This is a genomic window from Arthrobacter rhizophilus (assembly GCF_026241105.1).
Classification (GTDB): Bacteria; Actinomycetota; Actinomycetes; order Actinomycetales; family Micrococcaceae; genus Arthrobacter.
The window spans coordinates 52,210-65,968 of the sequence record NZ_JAPFFT010000005.1 but is presented as its reverse complement, the minus strand read 5'-3'; the positions used below and the strand labels follow the sequence as shown (position 1 = coordinate 65,968).

General features: G+C 63.4%; 13 protein-coding genes. 12 read left to right on the top strand and 1 reads right to left on the bottom strand.

What is annotated here, in order from left to right:
- The first annotated feature begins 4 nt into the window (after window positions 1–4).
- The 7 genes from OOZ51_RS06355 (at window position 5) to OOZ51_RS06325 (ending at window position 7,881) form a co-directional block, all read left to right on the top strand.
- The gene (locus OOZ51_RS06355) at window positions 5–403 is read left to right on the top strand and encodes a hypothetical protein (protein ID WP_265978380.1); all 399 of its coding nucleotides are present in this window, start codon (window positions 5–7) and stop codon (window positions 401–403) included.
- A gap of 86 nt (window positions 404–489) precedes the next feature.
- Window positions 490–1,401 carry a 4-hydroxy-tetrahydrodipicolinate synthase gene (gene dapA / locus OOZ51_RS06350; RefSeq protein WP_265978379.1) on the top strand — a complete coding sequence of 304 codons (912 nt, stop codon included), beginning with the start codon at window positions 490–492 and terminating at the stop codon, window positions 1,399–1,401.
- A gap of 27 nt (window positions 1,402–1,428) precedes the next feature.
- Entirely contained in the window at window positions 1,429–3,120 is a 1,692-nt protein-coding gene (locus OOZ51_RS06345) for a ribonuclease J (RefSeq protein WP_265978378.1), read from the top strand.
- 197 nt (window positions 3,121–3,317) lie between these two features.
- Entirely contained in the window at window positions 3,318–6,182 is a 2,865-nt protein-coding gene (locus OOZ51_RS06340; RefSeq protein WP_265978376.1) for an FtsK/SpoIIIE family DNA translocase, read from the top strand.
- A 9-nt stretch (window positions 6,183–6,191) separates the two neighbouring features.
- The gene (gene pgsA / locus OOZ51_RS06335; RefSeq protein WP_265978374.1) at window positions 6,192–6,797 is read left to right on the top strand and encodes a CDP-diacylglycerol--glycerol-3-phosphate 3-phosphatidyltransferase; all 606 of its coding nucleotides are present in this window, start codon (window positions 6,192–6,194) and stop codon (window positions 6,795–6,797) included.
- Window positions 6,794–7,297 (top strand): CinA family protein, encoded by a 504-nt coding sequence (locus OOZ51_RS06330; RefSeq protein ID WP_265978372.1) that lies wholly within the window; start codon window positions 6,794–6,796, stop codon window positions 7,295–7,297. Before pgsA ends, OOZ51_RS06330 begins: the two co-directional genes overlap by 4 nt.
- 131 nt (window positions 7,298–7,428) lie before the next feature.
- Entirely contained in the window at window positions 7,429–7,881 is a 453-nt protein-coding gene (locus OOZ51_RS06325; RefSeq protein ID WP_265978371.1) for a helix-turn-helix domain-containing protein, read from the top strand.
- A gap of 159 nt (window positions 7,882–8,040) precedes the next feature.
- Here OOZ51_RS06325 and OOZ51_RS06320 read toward each other — a convergent pair whose 3' ends face one another.
- The gene (locus OOZ51_RS06320) at window positions 8,041–8,538 is read right to left on the bottom strand and encodes a MarR family winged helix-turn-helix transcriptional regulator (protein ID WP_184735788.1); all 498 of its coding nucleotides are present in this window, start codon (window positions 8,536–8,538) and stop codon (window positions 8,041–8,043) included.
- Between the two features lie 41 nt (window positions 8,539–8,579).
- Between OOZ51_RS06320 and OOZ51_RS06315 the strand changes: the two genes are divergently transcribed.
- From OOZ51_RS06315 to miaB, 5 genes are all read left to right on the top strand, one after another.
- Window positions 8,580–8,819: a DUF3046 domain-containing protein gene (locus OOZ51_RS06315; RefSeq protein WP_265978369.1), complete on the top strand. Its 240-nt coding sequence runs from the start codon at window positions 8,580–8,582 to the stop codon at window positions 8,817–8,819.
- Window positions 8,820–9,058: 239 nt separating this feature from the next.
- Window positions 9,059–10,105 (top strand): recombinase RecA, encoded by a 1,047-nt coding sequence (recA, locus tag OOZ51_RS06310; RefSeq protein WP_265978368.1) that lies wholly within the window; start codon window positions 9,059–9,061, stop codon window positions 10,103–10,105.
- A gap of 109 nt (window positions 10,106–10,214) precedes the next feature.
- Window positions 10,215–10,775 (top strand): regulatory protein RecX, encoded by a 561-nt coding sequence (locus OOZ51_RS06305; RefSeq protein ID WP_265978366.1) that lies wholly within the window; start codon window positions 10,215–10,217, stop codon window positions 10,773–10,775.
- A 129-nt stretch (window positions 10,776–10,904) separates the two neighbouring features.
- Window positions 10,905–12,164, top strand: a complete 1,260-nt coding sequence (locus OOZ51_RS06300) for an aggregation-promoting factor C-terminal-like domain-containing protein (RefSeq protein ID WP_265978364.1) — start codon at window positions 10,905–10,907, stop codon at window positions 12,162–12,164.
- An 82-nt stretch (window positions 12,165–12,246) separates the two neighbouring features.
- The gene (miaB, locus tag OOZ51_RS06295; RefSeq protein WP_265978530.1) at window positions 12,247–13,758 is read left to right on the top strand and encodes a tRNA (N6-isopentenyl adenosine(37)-C2)-methylthiotransferase MiaB; all 1,512 of its coding nucleotides are present in this window, start codon (window positions 12,247–12,249) and stop codon (window positions 13,756–13,758) included.
- The last annotated feature ends 1 nt before the right edge of the window (window position 13,759 follow it).

The window sequence follows — 13,759 nt, the reverse complement described above, 5'->3', positions numbered from 1 at the left end:
CTGCATGAACGATCCTTCGAAGCGGCCGAACGCGTACCCCCAAGGCCTGGACGCGCCCATGAAGGCGATGAGCCCGGGCGTCGTCGATTTCCTCTTCCGGCAACTCGTCGCGGGGGAGCCGCCGGAAGATGTGCAGTGGCGGCGCGAGGGAACCGTTCTGGGCGATCAGCAACCGGGAGCCGAGCTTGCCAGGCGGCTCGCGGAGACTGACCTCGAAGCGTTGACCCCTGTTGAACTGTTCAACTATGTGCGTGCCGCCCAGCGGCTGTGTGCGTGGGCGGACCGCATGCGGGAATCGGCGGTTGCCCGGTATTGCTCGTCGGAGACGGCTGCGAAGCCCGAGGGGAAGAGCCCGGACAGCCCAACGACGTTCGGCAATCGCCATCGCGACGCTTCAGCCTGAGGCCTTGCTCCCATTTCGCTGAATTTGACGACAATCGCGACGCCGCCATTCTCCTATCCCGCAGCTGACAGGGTAACGTTTTTCATATGTCTGACTCTCGTACGAACGTTCCTGCTCTCGGTACCCTTCTGACCGCCATGGTCACCCCGTTCACCAAGGACGGCGAAGTCGATTACAAGCAGGCAGCGGAACTGGCAGTCAAGCTCGTCGACGACGGCTGCGACGGCCTGGTTGTCACGGGAACAACCGGAGAGACGTCAACGCTCACGGATGCGGAAAACCTCGGCATGTTCCGCGTCGTGAAGGAAGCCGTCGGCGATCGCGCCGCAATCATCGCGGGAACCGGAACCAATGACACCGCACACTCAGTGCACCTCTCCCAGGAAGCGGCGAAACTCGGCGTAGACGGCCTCCTGATCGTCACGCCGTACTACAACAAGCCGAGCCAGGCCGGCGTCCGGGCCCACTTCGAGACCATTGCGTCGGCCACGGAGCTGCCCGTCATGTTGTACGACATTCCCGGGCGTTCTTCCATCCAGATCGCACCGGAGACCATGATCGGTCTTGCCGCCCACCCCAACATCGTCGCGGTCAAGGATGCCAAAGCCGATTTCGCTGCCGCAACGCGCGTCATGGCCGAAACGGACCTTCTTTTCTACTCGGGGGACGATGGCCTGACCCTCCAGTGGATGGCACTGGGCGCAGTCGGCCTGGTAGGCGTCACGACGCACGTGGTCACCCGCCGATTCCGTGAGCTGGTCGACGCCATCAACGCGAACGACTTCGGCACGGCGCGCAAGATCAATTTCGAACTGGAACCGGTGGTCCGTGCAACCATGACCCGGGTCCAAGGCGCTGTCGCCGCCAAACAAATTCTTAAATGGCAGGGAGTCCTGCCCAACTCGGTTGTCCGTTTGCCCCTCGTGGAGCCGGACGCCGCCGAGATCGCAACCATCCGCGAGGACTTGGCGGAAGCTGGAATGGACTTCACTGTCTAGAAGGATTCCGCCGGAAAGTAGCGCATTATGACCCAAACCGCCCTTCCCGGACTTGCCACCCCGCCCAAACTTCCGCAGGGAACACTCCGGATTGTGCCCCTTGGGGGGCTGGGGGAGATTGGCCGCAACATGGCCGTTTTCGAAATCAACGGCAAGCTGCTGGTTGTCGACTGCGGCGTGCTCTTCCCTGAAGAGACACAGCCGGGTGTTGACCTCATCCTGCCCGATTTCTCGTACATCGAGGACAGGCTCGACGACGTCGTTGCCATCGTCCTGACGCACGGCCACGAAGACCACATCGGCGCTGTGCCGTACCTTCTGCGCCTGCGCCCGGACTTGCCCTTGGTCGGTTCCCAGCTGACGCTTGCACTCATTGAGGCCAAGCTCCAGGAACACCGGATCAAGCCGTACACGCTCACGGTTGCCGAAGGGCAAGTAGAGCAGTTCGGGCCGTTCGAATGTGAATTCGTTGCAGTCAACCACTCGATTCCGGACGCCTTGGCTGTCTTCATCCGAACCGCCGGCGGCAATGTGCTGCACACAGGCGACTTCAAGATGGACCAGCTGCCCCTGGATGGCCGCATCACGGACCTGCGCCATTTCGCCCGCCTCGGCGAAGAAGGAGTGGACCTGTTCATGGCCGACTCCACCAACGCGGATGTCCCAGGTTTCACCACGGCCGAGAAGGAAATCGGTCCCACGCTGGACCGTCTGTTCGGCCAGGCCAAAAAGCGCATCATCGTTGCGTCCTTCTCCTCGCACGTTCACCGTGTCCAGCAGGTTCTCGACGCCGCCGCCAAGCACGGCCGCAACGTCGCCTTTGTGGGCCGGTCGATGGTACGCAACATGGCCATCGCGGCAAAGCTGGGCTACCTTGACGTCCCACCGGGAATCCTCGTGGACATCAAGAACATCGAAAAATTGCCGGACCACCGCGTAGTCCTGATGTCCACGGGCTCCCAGGGTGAGCCCATGGCAGCTCTTTCCCGCATGGCTAATGGCGACCACCGGGTAGTGGTCGGACAAGGCGACACCGTCATTCTGGCCTCAAGCCTCATCCCCGGCAACGAGAATGCCGTCTACCGGATCATCAACGGGCTGCTCAAACTCGGCGCCGACGTCGTCCACAAGGGCAACGCCAAGGTGCACGTTTCCGGCCACGCAGCCGCGGGCGAACTGCTTTACTGCTACAACATCCTCAAACCGCTGAACGCCATGCCCGTGCACGGCGAAACCCGCCACCTCATCGCCAACGGCAACCTGGCGGAGGACTCCGGCGTCCCGTCGGACCGCGTGATCCTCAGCGATAACGGCACGGTCATCGACCTCAGGGACCACAAGGCCAACGTTGTGGGCCAGGTTGAAGTGGGCTTCGTGTACGTTGACGGCTCAAGCGTGGGTGAAATCACCGACGCCGACCTCAAGGACCGCAGGATCCTCGGCGACGAGGGCTTCATCTCCGTCATCACCGTGATCAACCGCACCACGGGCAAGATTGTCTCAGGCCCGGAGATCCACGCCCGCGGCGTGGCCGAGGACGATTCCGTGTTCGATGAGATCATTCCCAAGATCAACGCCGCCCTTGAAGACGCAGTGCTCCACCACGCGGACCACACCAACCACCAGCTGCAGCAAGTGGTCCGTCGCGTGATCGGAACGTGGGTCAACCGCAAGCTTCGCCGGCGACCCATGATCATCCCGTTGGTATTGGAGGCCTAGCTTCTAGAGGCATAACCAGCACGGACGCCCCGGAGCCAGTCTCCGAACGGCCCGGTTCTTGCGAACCGGGCCGTTCGTGTGCTCGGGCCCAGGTCCGGGTGACACCGAGCCCACTGATTGTTCAACAGGGGCAACATGGTTCCTCCGCGCCCCTGAAATCCGCGGGATTCCGCACGGACTGGGGTACCGTGGCGGGTATGGCGACTCGTACTACCTCCGCGCCTAGAGGCAGCTCCAATAACAAATCCGGCGGCTCGGGCAGCGGCCGGACCCCGGCCAAGTCCGGCAGGAGCGGCACAGCGACGGCCCGCGGCAAGCAGGCTGCCGTCGTCGAACCCCAACAACCCTGGATCCTGCGTGCGTTTGCTGGAGCATGGCTGGGAATCGGCCACGTGGTGGGTGCAGGCATTCGCCGGATCGGCCACGACGTCAGCGACCTTGATCCTTCGGACCGCCGGGACGGCGCCGCGCTTTTCAACCTGGCGCTCGGTGTCTTCATCGCAACCTTCGCCTGGTGGGGCTTCAAAGGTTGGTTCCCGGACGTCGTCTATGGCATCGTGAACGGGACCTTCGGCTGGGTGTCGCTGATTCTGCCGCTCATGCTTTTCGTCTGCGCAATCCGCCTCTTCCGGCAGCCGTGGGACAGTCGCGGCAACAACCGCGTGGGCATCGGCTTCCTGGTCATGACCTTCGCCGGCACCGGTTTGGCCCACATCATCGGGGGCCATCCGACCGTCGCTGATGGCTTCGACGGTCTCCGGCGAGCCGGGGGAATCCTTGGCTTCCTGGCGGCGTCGCCGCTTGCCGTCATCCATCCCGCAGTACCGGTCATCGTCTACGGCGCCTTGGCGTTCGTCTCCCTCCTCATTGTCACGGCCACGCCTTTCGGCGCCATTCCCCGACGTATCCGCGGCGCATACGAGCACCTCATGGGCGTCGACCTGATGGATGCCGACGCCGGACACGGTGATTCGCACGATCGCAGTTACCTCCACGAAAACGAGGTGGCCGTGGGGCCGAAGAAGAAACGCCGCAAGCGCTTCTTCGGCAGGGACCACGACGACGACGCCGGGCTTGAAGGCTACGTCGGCGATGAGGCTTTCGAGCACGCAATCGTCGACGACGACGCCCCTCCCGCGAAGGGCGCGCCTTCCGTGCCGCCCGGGGTGCGCCGCCCGACCCAAGCCGAAATCGCCGTCGAGAAGATCAAGGCCGCACAGGGACTTGGAAGCCCGAAGGCAGATGCGGACAACGCCACAGAAGCTATCCCCATGATCGCGCCGGCCGCAGCCCTTTCGCCGGCCGTGCCGCCCGTCATTGTGCCTTCATCGCCTGTCAGTCCGCCGCCGCCCCCGACACCGATTCCGCAGCGCACCGAACAACTTTCACTCGCCGGCGACGTGACCTACACACTGCCGTCGTCGGACAACCTGACTCCTGGTTCCATCCCGAAGGAACGCACGGAAGCGAACGACGCCGTGGTAGCTGCCCTGACGGACACCATGCAGCAGTTCAACGTGGACGCCACGGTCACCGGCTTCAGCCGTGGCCCCACCGTGACCCGCTACGAGATTGAACTTGCGCCGGGCACCAAGGTGGAGCGCGTGACAGCCCTGTCCAAGAACATCTCCTACGCGGTGGCGTCAAGCGATGTCCGTATCCTCAGCCCGATCCCCGGCAAGTCAGCAATCGGCATCGAGATCCCCAATACGGATCGCGAGACCGTGTCCCTCGGCGATGTCCTGCGTAGCCAAAACGCGAGGCGCACAGACCATCCCATGGTGATGGGCGTCGGCAAGGACGTCGAGGGCGGCTACGTCGTCGCAAACCTCGCCAAGATGCCCCACTTGCTCGTGGCAGGTGCCACGGGTGCCGGTAAGTCGTCCTTTGTGAACTCCATGATTACGTCCATCCTCATGCGGGCCACGCCGGACGAGGTCCGCATGGTCATGGTGGACCCCAAACGCGTGGAACTCACCGCCTACGAGGGCGTTCCACACTTGATCACTCCGATCATCACCAACCCCAAGAAAGCTGCTGAGGCGCTGCAATGGGTGGTCCGCGAAATGGACGCCCGCTATGACGACCTTGCCAACTATGGTTTCAAGCACATCGATGACTTCAACAAGGCAGTCCGCGCCGGGAAGGTGATTCCGCCGGTTGACTCCAAGCGCGTCATCAAGCCGTACCCCTACCTGCTGGTGATCGTGGACGAACTCGCCGACCTCATGATGGTGGCCCCGCGGGACGTCGAAGACTGCATCGTTCGAATTACCCAGCTTGCCCGCGCCGCCGGTATCCACTTGGTTTTGGCGACCCAGCGTCCTTCGGTGGACGTTGTGACGGGCCTGATCAAGGCCAACGTTCCTTCCCGCATGGCCTTTGCCACGTCCTCTGTCACCGACTCCCGTGTGGTCCTGGACCAGCCCGGCGCGGAGAAGCTCATTGGCCAAGGTGACGCGCTCTTCCTTCCCATGGGCGCCTCCAAGGCGATGCGTGTGCAGGGCGCCTGGGTCACCGAATCCGAAATCCACCGGGTGGTGGAGCACGTCAAGGGCCAGCTCAAGGCCGTCTACCGGGACGACGTCGCGCCCGAGGCGCAGAAGAAGCAGATCGACGACGACATCGGAGACGACCTCGAAGTCCTGCTGCAGGCTACAGAACTCGTGGTCACCACGCAGTTCGGCTCCACGTCGATGCTGCAGCGCAAGCTTCGCGTCGGCTTCGCCAAGGCCGGCCGCCTCATGGACCTGCTGGAATCGCGCGGGGTCGTGGGGCCGTCGGAAGGCTCCAAGGCCCGCGATGTCCTGGTCAAGCCGGACGACCTCGCTCCCGTGCTGGCAGCCATGAAGGGCCAGGAGGCGCCAGCTACGCCTGATGCGCACACCGCCGCCCTCAGCGACAACGCGAACGCGAACATCGCCGTCGGAGGCTACGCCGAAGACCTGGTCGCCGCCGATCTCGAACGCCGCAAGCAGGTGACGGATTACCACGACGTGGCAGACAGCCCCGATGACGAGGACGACGGCGGCGAGGACGCCTGGTCACTGACCGGACGGTAGCCTAGGGGAGTGACTACATCCGAGGGCAGCAAAGCCGGTTCCAACGGATCGGACATCTGGAACCTGCCAAACATCCTGACGATGCTTCGAATTGTCCTGGTCCCGTTCTTCGTGTGGTTTCTCCTCGCGGACAACAGCCAGCACGGCATATGGCGCTGGGCCGCCGTGGTCGCCTTCGCTGTGGCCATCTATACTGACAAGCTCGACGGCGACATCGCCCGGAGCCGCAACCTCGTCACCAACTTCGGCAAGATAGCCGACCCCATCGCGGACAAGCTGCTCATAGGATCCGCGCTGGTTCTTCTTTCAGCCCTGGGGGAGCTGCCCTGGTGGATCACCATCCTCATCCTCGTGCGCGAATGGGGGATCACCGCCCTGCGCTTCTTTGTCATCCGCTACGGCGTCATGCCGGCCTCGCGTGGCGGCAAGCTCAAGACCGTCATCCAGACGGTCGCCATCTTCCTTTACATCCTGCCGTTGTATTCCCTTGCGCCATGGCTCGGGAGCGTTGCCTTCTGGGTCATGCTGGTCGCCCTCGCCATCACGGTGTGGACCGGCGCCGAGTACGTCATCGAGGCCGTCAAGCTCCGAGCCGCAGGAAGGCGGGCTGCATGAGCTGGACCGCCGACGAGGTGGCCGCGACCGCCGTCGCCCTGGCCATCGAGCGCGGCCTTACGGTGGCTACCGCGGAATCGCTGACGGCCGGCCTGGTTGCTGCGACCCTCGCTGATACACCGGGCGCCTCAGGCATGCTCCAGGGCGGCGTGGTCGCCTATCAGAATTCAGTGAAGGCGGCGGTTCTGGGGGTCTCGTCGGAGCTGCTCTCTGCGGTCGGGTCCGTCGACGCCGCGGTGGCGGTGGCCATGGCCGACGGCGCCAGGCGCGCATGCGGCGCCGACGTCGGGGTGTCCACAACGGGGGTTGCCGGGCCCTTGCCGCACGACGGAAAACCGGTGGGAACCGTCTTCATCGGCGTCGCGACGTCGAGCGGAACTACGGCGCACGCCTACTCCTTCCACGGGGATCGCCCAGCCATCCGCGCGCAGGCAAATGTGGCCGCGCTGGAGCGCTTGCTGGAGTGCCTTGTTCGGACCGACCTACCACGCGTAAAGTAGCCGGGAACAAAAACCGAGGCTCAATAGTTGTTACATTGTGTCGCCTCGGAATGGCCGAGGCGCCTAGGATGTAGAAACAACCGGTGCACCTGAGCGGTGAACCGGACTCACGAGGGAGCAAGGCGATACAGATGGTTAAGCAGCCCGTATCCGTAAACGGCGTTGTCCGCTGGAAGGATGTGGGCTTGGCCGAGAAGGCACCGAGCGAACAGAAGGAGCGCAAAATGGTTGTACTGCGTCACGAAATCGGTGATGTTCTGCGCGATGTCCGCCAGCGTCAGGGCCGTACGCTCCGCGAAGTCTCGCACAGCGCCCGCGTTTCCCTTGGCTACCTGAGCGAAGTTGAGCGTGGTCAGAAGGAAGCATCCTCAGAGTTGCTGTCCTCAATCTGCTCGGCCCTGGACGTTCCGTTGTCCGGCATGCTCCGCGAAGTCAGTGACCGGGTTGCCGTGGCCGAAGGCGTCGCCGTTCCGGACACCGTCCCGCAGGAATTCGCCCAGCGCTATGGCCGCGATCTCGACCGTGAGCTGAGCGCCGAATTGAACGGTGACTTCACCCAGGGCATGCTCTCCGGAGCCCGTTAGACGGACCCTGCGCTCCGGTAAGCCGTTACCGGAGCGCGATCCAGCACGTTCATGCCCGGTCGCCCGGGATACCGTGCGGTGAGACATAGCCGAATACTTGAAGTAATGAAGGAGGGCCTCCAGTTGGAGGTCCTCCTTCTTGGGTCTGTGTGGCTTGGGTCAGTCCTTGCCGATTCCTTCGCCGTAAGCGGCGTTGAGCCGCTCAATGTAGTCTGCCAGCGTCTGGATTTCCTCCAGCGGCCACTCACCCAGCCGTTCCCGGAATACCTGCCGGCGTGCATCCTGGACCTGGTGCATCTTTTCTTCGCCCTTAGGGGTGAGCCGAATCGACTGCGCACGGCCATCTTGGGGATCGGCCTCTTTGTAGACCATGCCGATGCTCTCGAGGAACGCGATCTGGCGGCTCACCGACGGTTTCCCCACGCCGATGCATGAGGCGAGCTCCGTCAGGCGAATGGGGCCCTCTTTCCGGATGATCGACAGCAGTCCGTAAGCAGCTGGTTCCATGTCGGGATGGACCTGCCGAGATAACTGATGGGACAGCGATCGTGCGCGTCGCCAGAACATGCTCAGCTGGTGTTCCACCTGCTGGAGGGCGGCGTCGACGTTGTCGCCTGCCTCCACCATCTCTGGTGCGTCGTCGGGAGTGTTGCTCATGACAACCATTCTAGAGTCCGGTCCCGTGAGAGACTCTATTGGTGCGGATCAGTGACTTCTGGCGGCTGATGGACGATGAATTCGGGGCTGGCTACTCCCGGGTCCTCAGCAGCTCCCTTGTATTGGCCGGCGTCGGTGGCCGTACGGCAAGCGACGCCCTGGCTGCGGGCTACAGCCCCCGCGACGTCTGGCTTGCCTTGTGCGACGTCCAGGACGTTCCGCCGGAGCGACGGCTCGGCAGGGACGTCAAGCCTGCCGACAAGGGCTCAGGAACCTTCTGATTTCCAGTTCCCGGGGACACGCCAACAAATTTGTTCGAATATCTGTTCGGATGAGGCTATGCTCCTTTCAGAGGAAAATTGACCCTAGCGGACCGGTTTTCGCATCATTCGAATCCTGTGGTTTTCCACATAGACGAAGTCGCACGCAAAATTGTCAGCGGCTCGTACTAGCGTCGGATGAGACAGGAAAGCGGCCGTTCAGGCCAGTCCACAGCGAGAAAGCATCAGAGGTGTGAACCATGGCGGCAAATCAGGATCGTGAGAAGGCGCTCGAGGCAGCGCTTGCCCAGATTGACAAGCAATTCGGCAAGGGCTCGGTCATGCGCCTGGGTGACGAAGTCCGGGCGCCCATCGAGGTCATTCCTACCGGCTCCATCGCCCTGGATGTCGCTCTTGGCATTGGTGGCCTGCCTCGTGGCCGTGTCGTTGAGATTTACGGCCCGGAATCCTCGGGTAAGACCACCGTCGCGCTCCACGCTGTGGCCAACGCGCAGCGTCAGGGAGGCATCGCAGCCTTCATCGACGCCGAGCACGCCCTCGATCCCGAATACGCGGCGAAGCTGGGCGTCGACACCGACGCGCTCTTGGTTTCGCAGCCGGATACCGGTGAGCAGGCGCTCGAGATCATGGACATGCTGATCGGCTCCGGCTCCTTGGACGTCATCGTGATCGACTCCGTCGCCGCATTGGTTCCCCGCGCGGAAATCGAAGGTGAAATGGGCGACTCCCACGTCGGCCTTCAAGCCCGTCTTATGAGCCAGGCCCTGCGTAAGATCACTGGTCGGCTGAGCCAGACCAAGACGACCGCTATTTTCATCAACCAGCTCCGTGAGAAGATCGGCGTCTTCTTCGGCTCCCCGGAGACCACTACAGGTGGTAAAGCCCTGAAGTTCTATGCCTCCATCCGCATCGACGTCCGCCGCATCCAGACGCTGAAGGAAGGCGCGGATTCGGTAGGTAACCGCACCAAGGCCAAGATCGTCAAAAACAAGATGGCTCCGCCCTTCAAGATCGCTGAGTTCGACATCATCTATGGCCAGGGCATTTCCCGTGAGGGCGGCATCATCGATATGGGCGTCGAGCACGGCATCATCAAGAAATCCGGTTCATGGTTCACCTATGACGGTGACCAGCTGGGGCAGGGTATGGAGAACTCCCGCCGCTTCCTGCGAGACAACCCGGAGTTGGCCGCGGACCTCGAGCGGCTCATCAAGGAAAAGCTCGGTGTCGGAGTCAAGCCTGCCGAGACCGAGGCGTCGCCGAAGCTGAAGGCCGTTGGCGGCTAAGCGCCAAGGCCACTCTCAGTCCTCGCGTTCTGCTCGGTCATTCGGGTCTTCAGCGTCTTCGGAGTCCGCCCGGTCTGCCCGGCCGTGGGGTCCGTCCGCGGATTCGCCCGTGGCAGCGGACCCTGAGGCCAATCCGGAAGCGGTTGCCCGGACTATTGTGTTGCGCCAACTGACCAACTCGCCCAAGAGCCGGCTCCAGCTTGAGCGCAAACTAGCTGAGCGGAATGTGCCGGAAGATGTGGCCGAAGCCGTATTGGACCGTTTCCAGGAAGTCCGGCTCATCGATGACGCCGACTTCGCTCAGATGTGGGTCCGTAGCCGCGCCCAGTCGAGGAAGCTCGCCCGGGGTGCCTTACGGCGTGAATTGGCGGACAAGGGAATCGACGCCGAGACGGCTGAGGTTGCCTTGGCGCAACTGAGCGATAACGACGAGCGGAACGCGGCCAGGGAGCTGGTCGCTCGACGGCTGAGGGCCGGCGTCGACCTTTCGGACAGGGCCGAACGCGATAAGCAGACCCGTCGCCTTGCCTCGATGCTCGCCCGAAAGGGCTACCAACCATCAGCGGCTTTCCGGATCGTTGGCGAGATCCTGGACGAAGCCTTGGCAGGCGAATCGGAGCTCCGTAACGGCTGGGAAACCAGCGCGCCGGAGAGGGACCAGACCACTTAGACGGGGAGCCCCGGCACACTGAGAGCTACCTGTGAGTATCCTGCCCGGAGGCGACGTTGGGTATGTGCTTTGGTGACCGTCGGCTAAGGTTCTGGACTAGTGTTCCGATTCGGAAGCAGGTCAGATCCAATGAAACCGTTGCCTTGGCGGCTTTCGGCAGTCGTTGTGCCTTTGCTTGTTGCGTCGTTGCTCCAAGCAGCCCCGGCCTCGGCCGACGACGCTCCGCCCTCCGGCTATCCCAGTTGGGCGGAGGTGCAACAAGCCCAGGGAAATGAGGCGGCCGCGAGTGCCGAAGTGGCGCGCATCAACCAATTGCTGGTGGGCCTGCAGCAGAAGTCCGGCGAACTTGGTGCAGCCGCCATCAAAGCGGGAACCGAGTACGCCAAGGCCCATGACGCACTGGTGCATCAGCAGGAAGTGACCCAGAAGCTGGTTGAGGCGTCCCAGCAGGCCAAGGCCAAATCGGATTCCTTGAAGAAGGCCACCTCATCCCTTGTGGTGAAGGCGTACGAGTCTGGTGGATTTGATCCCGGCCCGTGGTCCCTCGCGAATGCCGCCGTCGAACCTGACAACCTCCAAAGTTACGCTCTGCTGAACCGGGTTTTGGATCGTACGGCGAAACTCCACGCGGATGCCCTCAGCGCGGCCCAGGCATCCGCGGCCGCAACGGCCCAGGAGCAAGCTGCCCGGGACGTCCTGGCACAGTTGGACAGCGACGCCGCGGCAAAGGCCCAGGCTGCAGAGTCTGCCAGGCGCGCTGCCGAAGACAGTGTCGCCGCCACGGAAGGTCAGCGTAAGACCCTCGTTGCCCAGCTCGCGTCCTTGACCTCCACTTCCGCCGCCGTTGCGCAAAAGTACCAAGATGGCCAAGTGGCGCTGGCCGCCTATCAGGCAGCGCAGGAGGCCAAGAGGCAGGCAGCACAGCGTCAAGCGGAAGCCGCCGCAGCGGAAGCCAACAGGCAAGCCCAGCAGGCTCAGCAAGCCCTACCGCCCATCAGCAGCGGACTCGGCGGCGGAGGAGGATCCGGAGGCGGCGGAACCGGTTCCGGGTCCCGAGGCGGTGCCGGGGGAAGCGTCGTCAACGATCCGGCGGGGGCGCGTCTGTATGCTTCCTCGCGGCTCGGCGCCTATGGCTGGGGCCAGGAACAGATGCAGTGCCTGTCCCAGCTATGGACCCAGGAATCAAGCTGGATGACGGATGCCACTAATCCAAGCAGTGGTGCCTATGGCGTTGCGCAGGCCCTGCCGCCGGACAAATACTATTCCGCGGGCAGCGACTGGCTCAGCAACTACCGGACCCAGATCGATTGGGGGCTTGGCTACATCCGCGACCGCTACGGTTCTCCCTGCAACGCGTGGCAGCACGAGATGGGCTTCAACTGGTACTAGTCCGAGGGGCTACCCTAGATTGGTGAGTTCTCCTTCCGTAGCACCAGCACCAGCCTCCCTTGAGCAGCCCAGCCCGTCCCCTGTGAGCGATGCCGCGCCCGCCCCCGAGGCGCAGCGCACTTACCAGGTCCGCACGTTCGGTTGCCAGATGAATGTCCATGACTCTGAGCGCATGGCCGGACTTCTCGAAGATGCAGGTTACGTGCCCGTCGACGGCGGGGTCGCCGACGTCGTGGTCTTCAACACGTGCGCAGTCCGCGAGAACGCCGACAACAAGCTCTACGGCAACCTCGGAGAGCTCAAGCAGGTCAAGGCGGCGAACCCCGGGATGCAGATCGCGGTGGGCGGATGCCTGGCACAGAAGGACCGCGAAACCATCGTGCGCAAGGCTCCCTGGGTGGATGCCGTGTTCGGCACCCACAACGTGGGTGCGCTCCCGGCGTTGTTGGACCGGGCCCGGCACAACAACGAGGCCCAGTTGGAGATCCTGGAATCGTTGGACGTCTTCCCGTCCACCCTTCCCACCAAGCGCGATTCCGTGTACTCGGGTTGGGTTTCCATCTCCGTAGGCTGCAACAACACCTGCACGTTCTGCATCGTCCCATCGCTGCGTGGCAAGGAGAAGGACCGTCGTCCGGGCGAGATCCTTGCTGAAATCCAGGCGCTGGTGGACGACGGCGCCGTCGAGGTCACCCTGCTTGGCCAGAATGTGAACTCCTACGGCGTGGAATTCGGTGACCGCCTGGCCTTTTCCAAATTGCTCCGCGCTTGTGGAGACATCGAAGGCCTTGAGCGCGTGCGCTTTACGAGCCCGCACCCGGCTGCCTTCACCGACGACGTCATCGACGCGATGGCCGAGACCCCCAATGTCATGCCGCAGTTGCACATGCCGCTCCAGTCCGGATCGGACAAGGTGCTCAAGGACATGCGCCGTTCCTACCGCTCCACGAAGTTCCTGGGCATCCTTGACAAGGTCCGGGACAAGATCCCGAATGCCGCGATCACCACCGATATCATTGTGGGCTTCCCCGGCGAGACGGAAGAGGATTTCCAAGCGACGCTTGACGTCGTCGAGAAGTCACGCTTCGCCTCGGCGTTCACCTTCCAGTACTCCAAGCGCCCGGGCACCCCGGCCGCGGACCTTCCGGACCAGCTGCCCAAGGCGGTTGTTCAAGAACGCTACGAGCGCCTGACGGACCTCCAGGACCGCATCGCAGCCGAGGAGAACGCGAAACAGCTTGGGCGGCGGGTTGAGCTCCTCGTCACGGCCCAATCAGGTCGCAAGGCCGAGGAAACGCATCGCTTGTCCGGCCGCTCCCAGGACCAACGGCTGGTGCACTTCTCCGTCCCGGAGGACGCAGAGGTGCCACGGCCAGGCGATTTTGTCACGGTGACTATCACCGATGCAGCAGCGTTCCACCTCGTTTCAGACCCGGCCACGACGGCGGATTACAGCCTGAGGCGCTCCCGTGCCGGGGACGCCTGGGACCGCTCGCAGGCCGATTCGTGCGGCGCTCCGGCACCAGGTGCCGGGACCTCCGGTGCACGGGGCGTCTCCCTCGGTATGCCGTCGCTGCCCGTGCGGCGCGGCTAGC

What these genes read in the sequence shown, in the direction of transcription:
- OOZ51_RS06355 (WP_265978380.1), top strand. Translation starts at nt 5, where the DNA reads ATGAACGATCCTTCGAAGCGGCCGAACGCGTACCCCCAAGGCCTGGAC.
- dapA (WP_265978379.1), top strand. Translation starts at nt 490, where the DNA reads ATGTCTGACTCTCGTACGAACGTTCCTGCTCTCGGTACCCTTCTGACC.
- OOZ51_RS06345 (WP_265978378.1), top strand. Translation starts at nt 1,429, where the DNA reads ATGACCCAAACCGCCCTTCCCGGACTTGCCACCCCGCCCAAACTTCCG.
- OOZ51_RS06340 (WP_265978376.1), top strand. Translation starts at nt 3,318, where the DNA reads ATGGCGACTCGTACTACCTCCGCGCCTAGAGGCAGCTCCAATAACAAA.
- OOZ51_RS06330 (WP_265978372.1), top strand. Translation starts at nt 6,794, where the DNA reads ATGAGCTGGACCGCCGACGAGGTGGCCGCGACCGCCGTCGCCCTGGCC.
- OOZ51_RS06325 (WP_265978371.1), top strand. Translation starts at nt 7,429, where the DNA reads ATGGTTAAGCAGCCCGTATCCGTAAACGGCGTTGTCCGCTGGAAGGAT.
- OOZ51_RS06320 (WP_184735788.1), bottom strand. Translation starts at nt 8,538, where the DNA reads ATGAGCAACACTCCCGACGACGCACCAGAGATGGTGGAGGCAGGCGAC.
- recA (WP_265978368.1), top strand. Translation starts at nt 9,059, where the DNA reads ATGGCGGCAAATCAGGATCGTGAGAAGGCGCTCGAGGCAGCGCTTGCC.
- OOZ51_RS06300 (WP_265978364.1), top strand. Translation starts at nt 10,905, where the DNA reads ATGAAACCGTTGCCTTGGCGGCTTTCGGCAGTCGTTGTGCCTTTGCTT.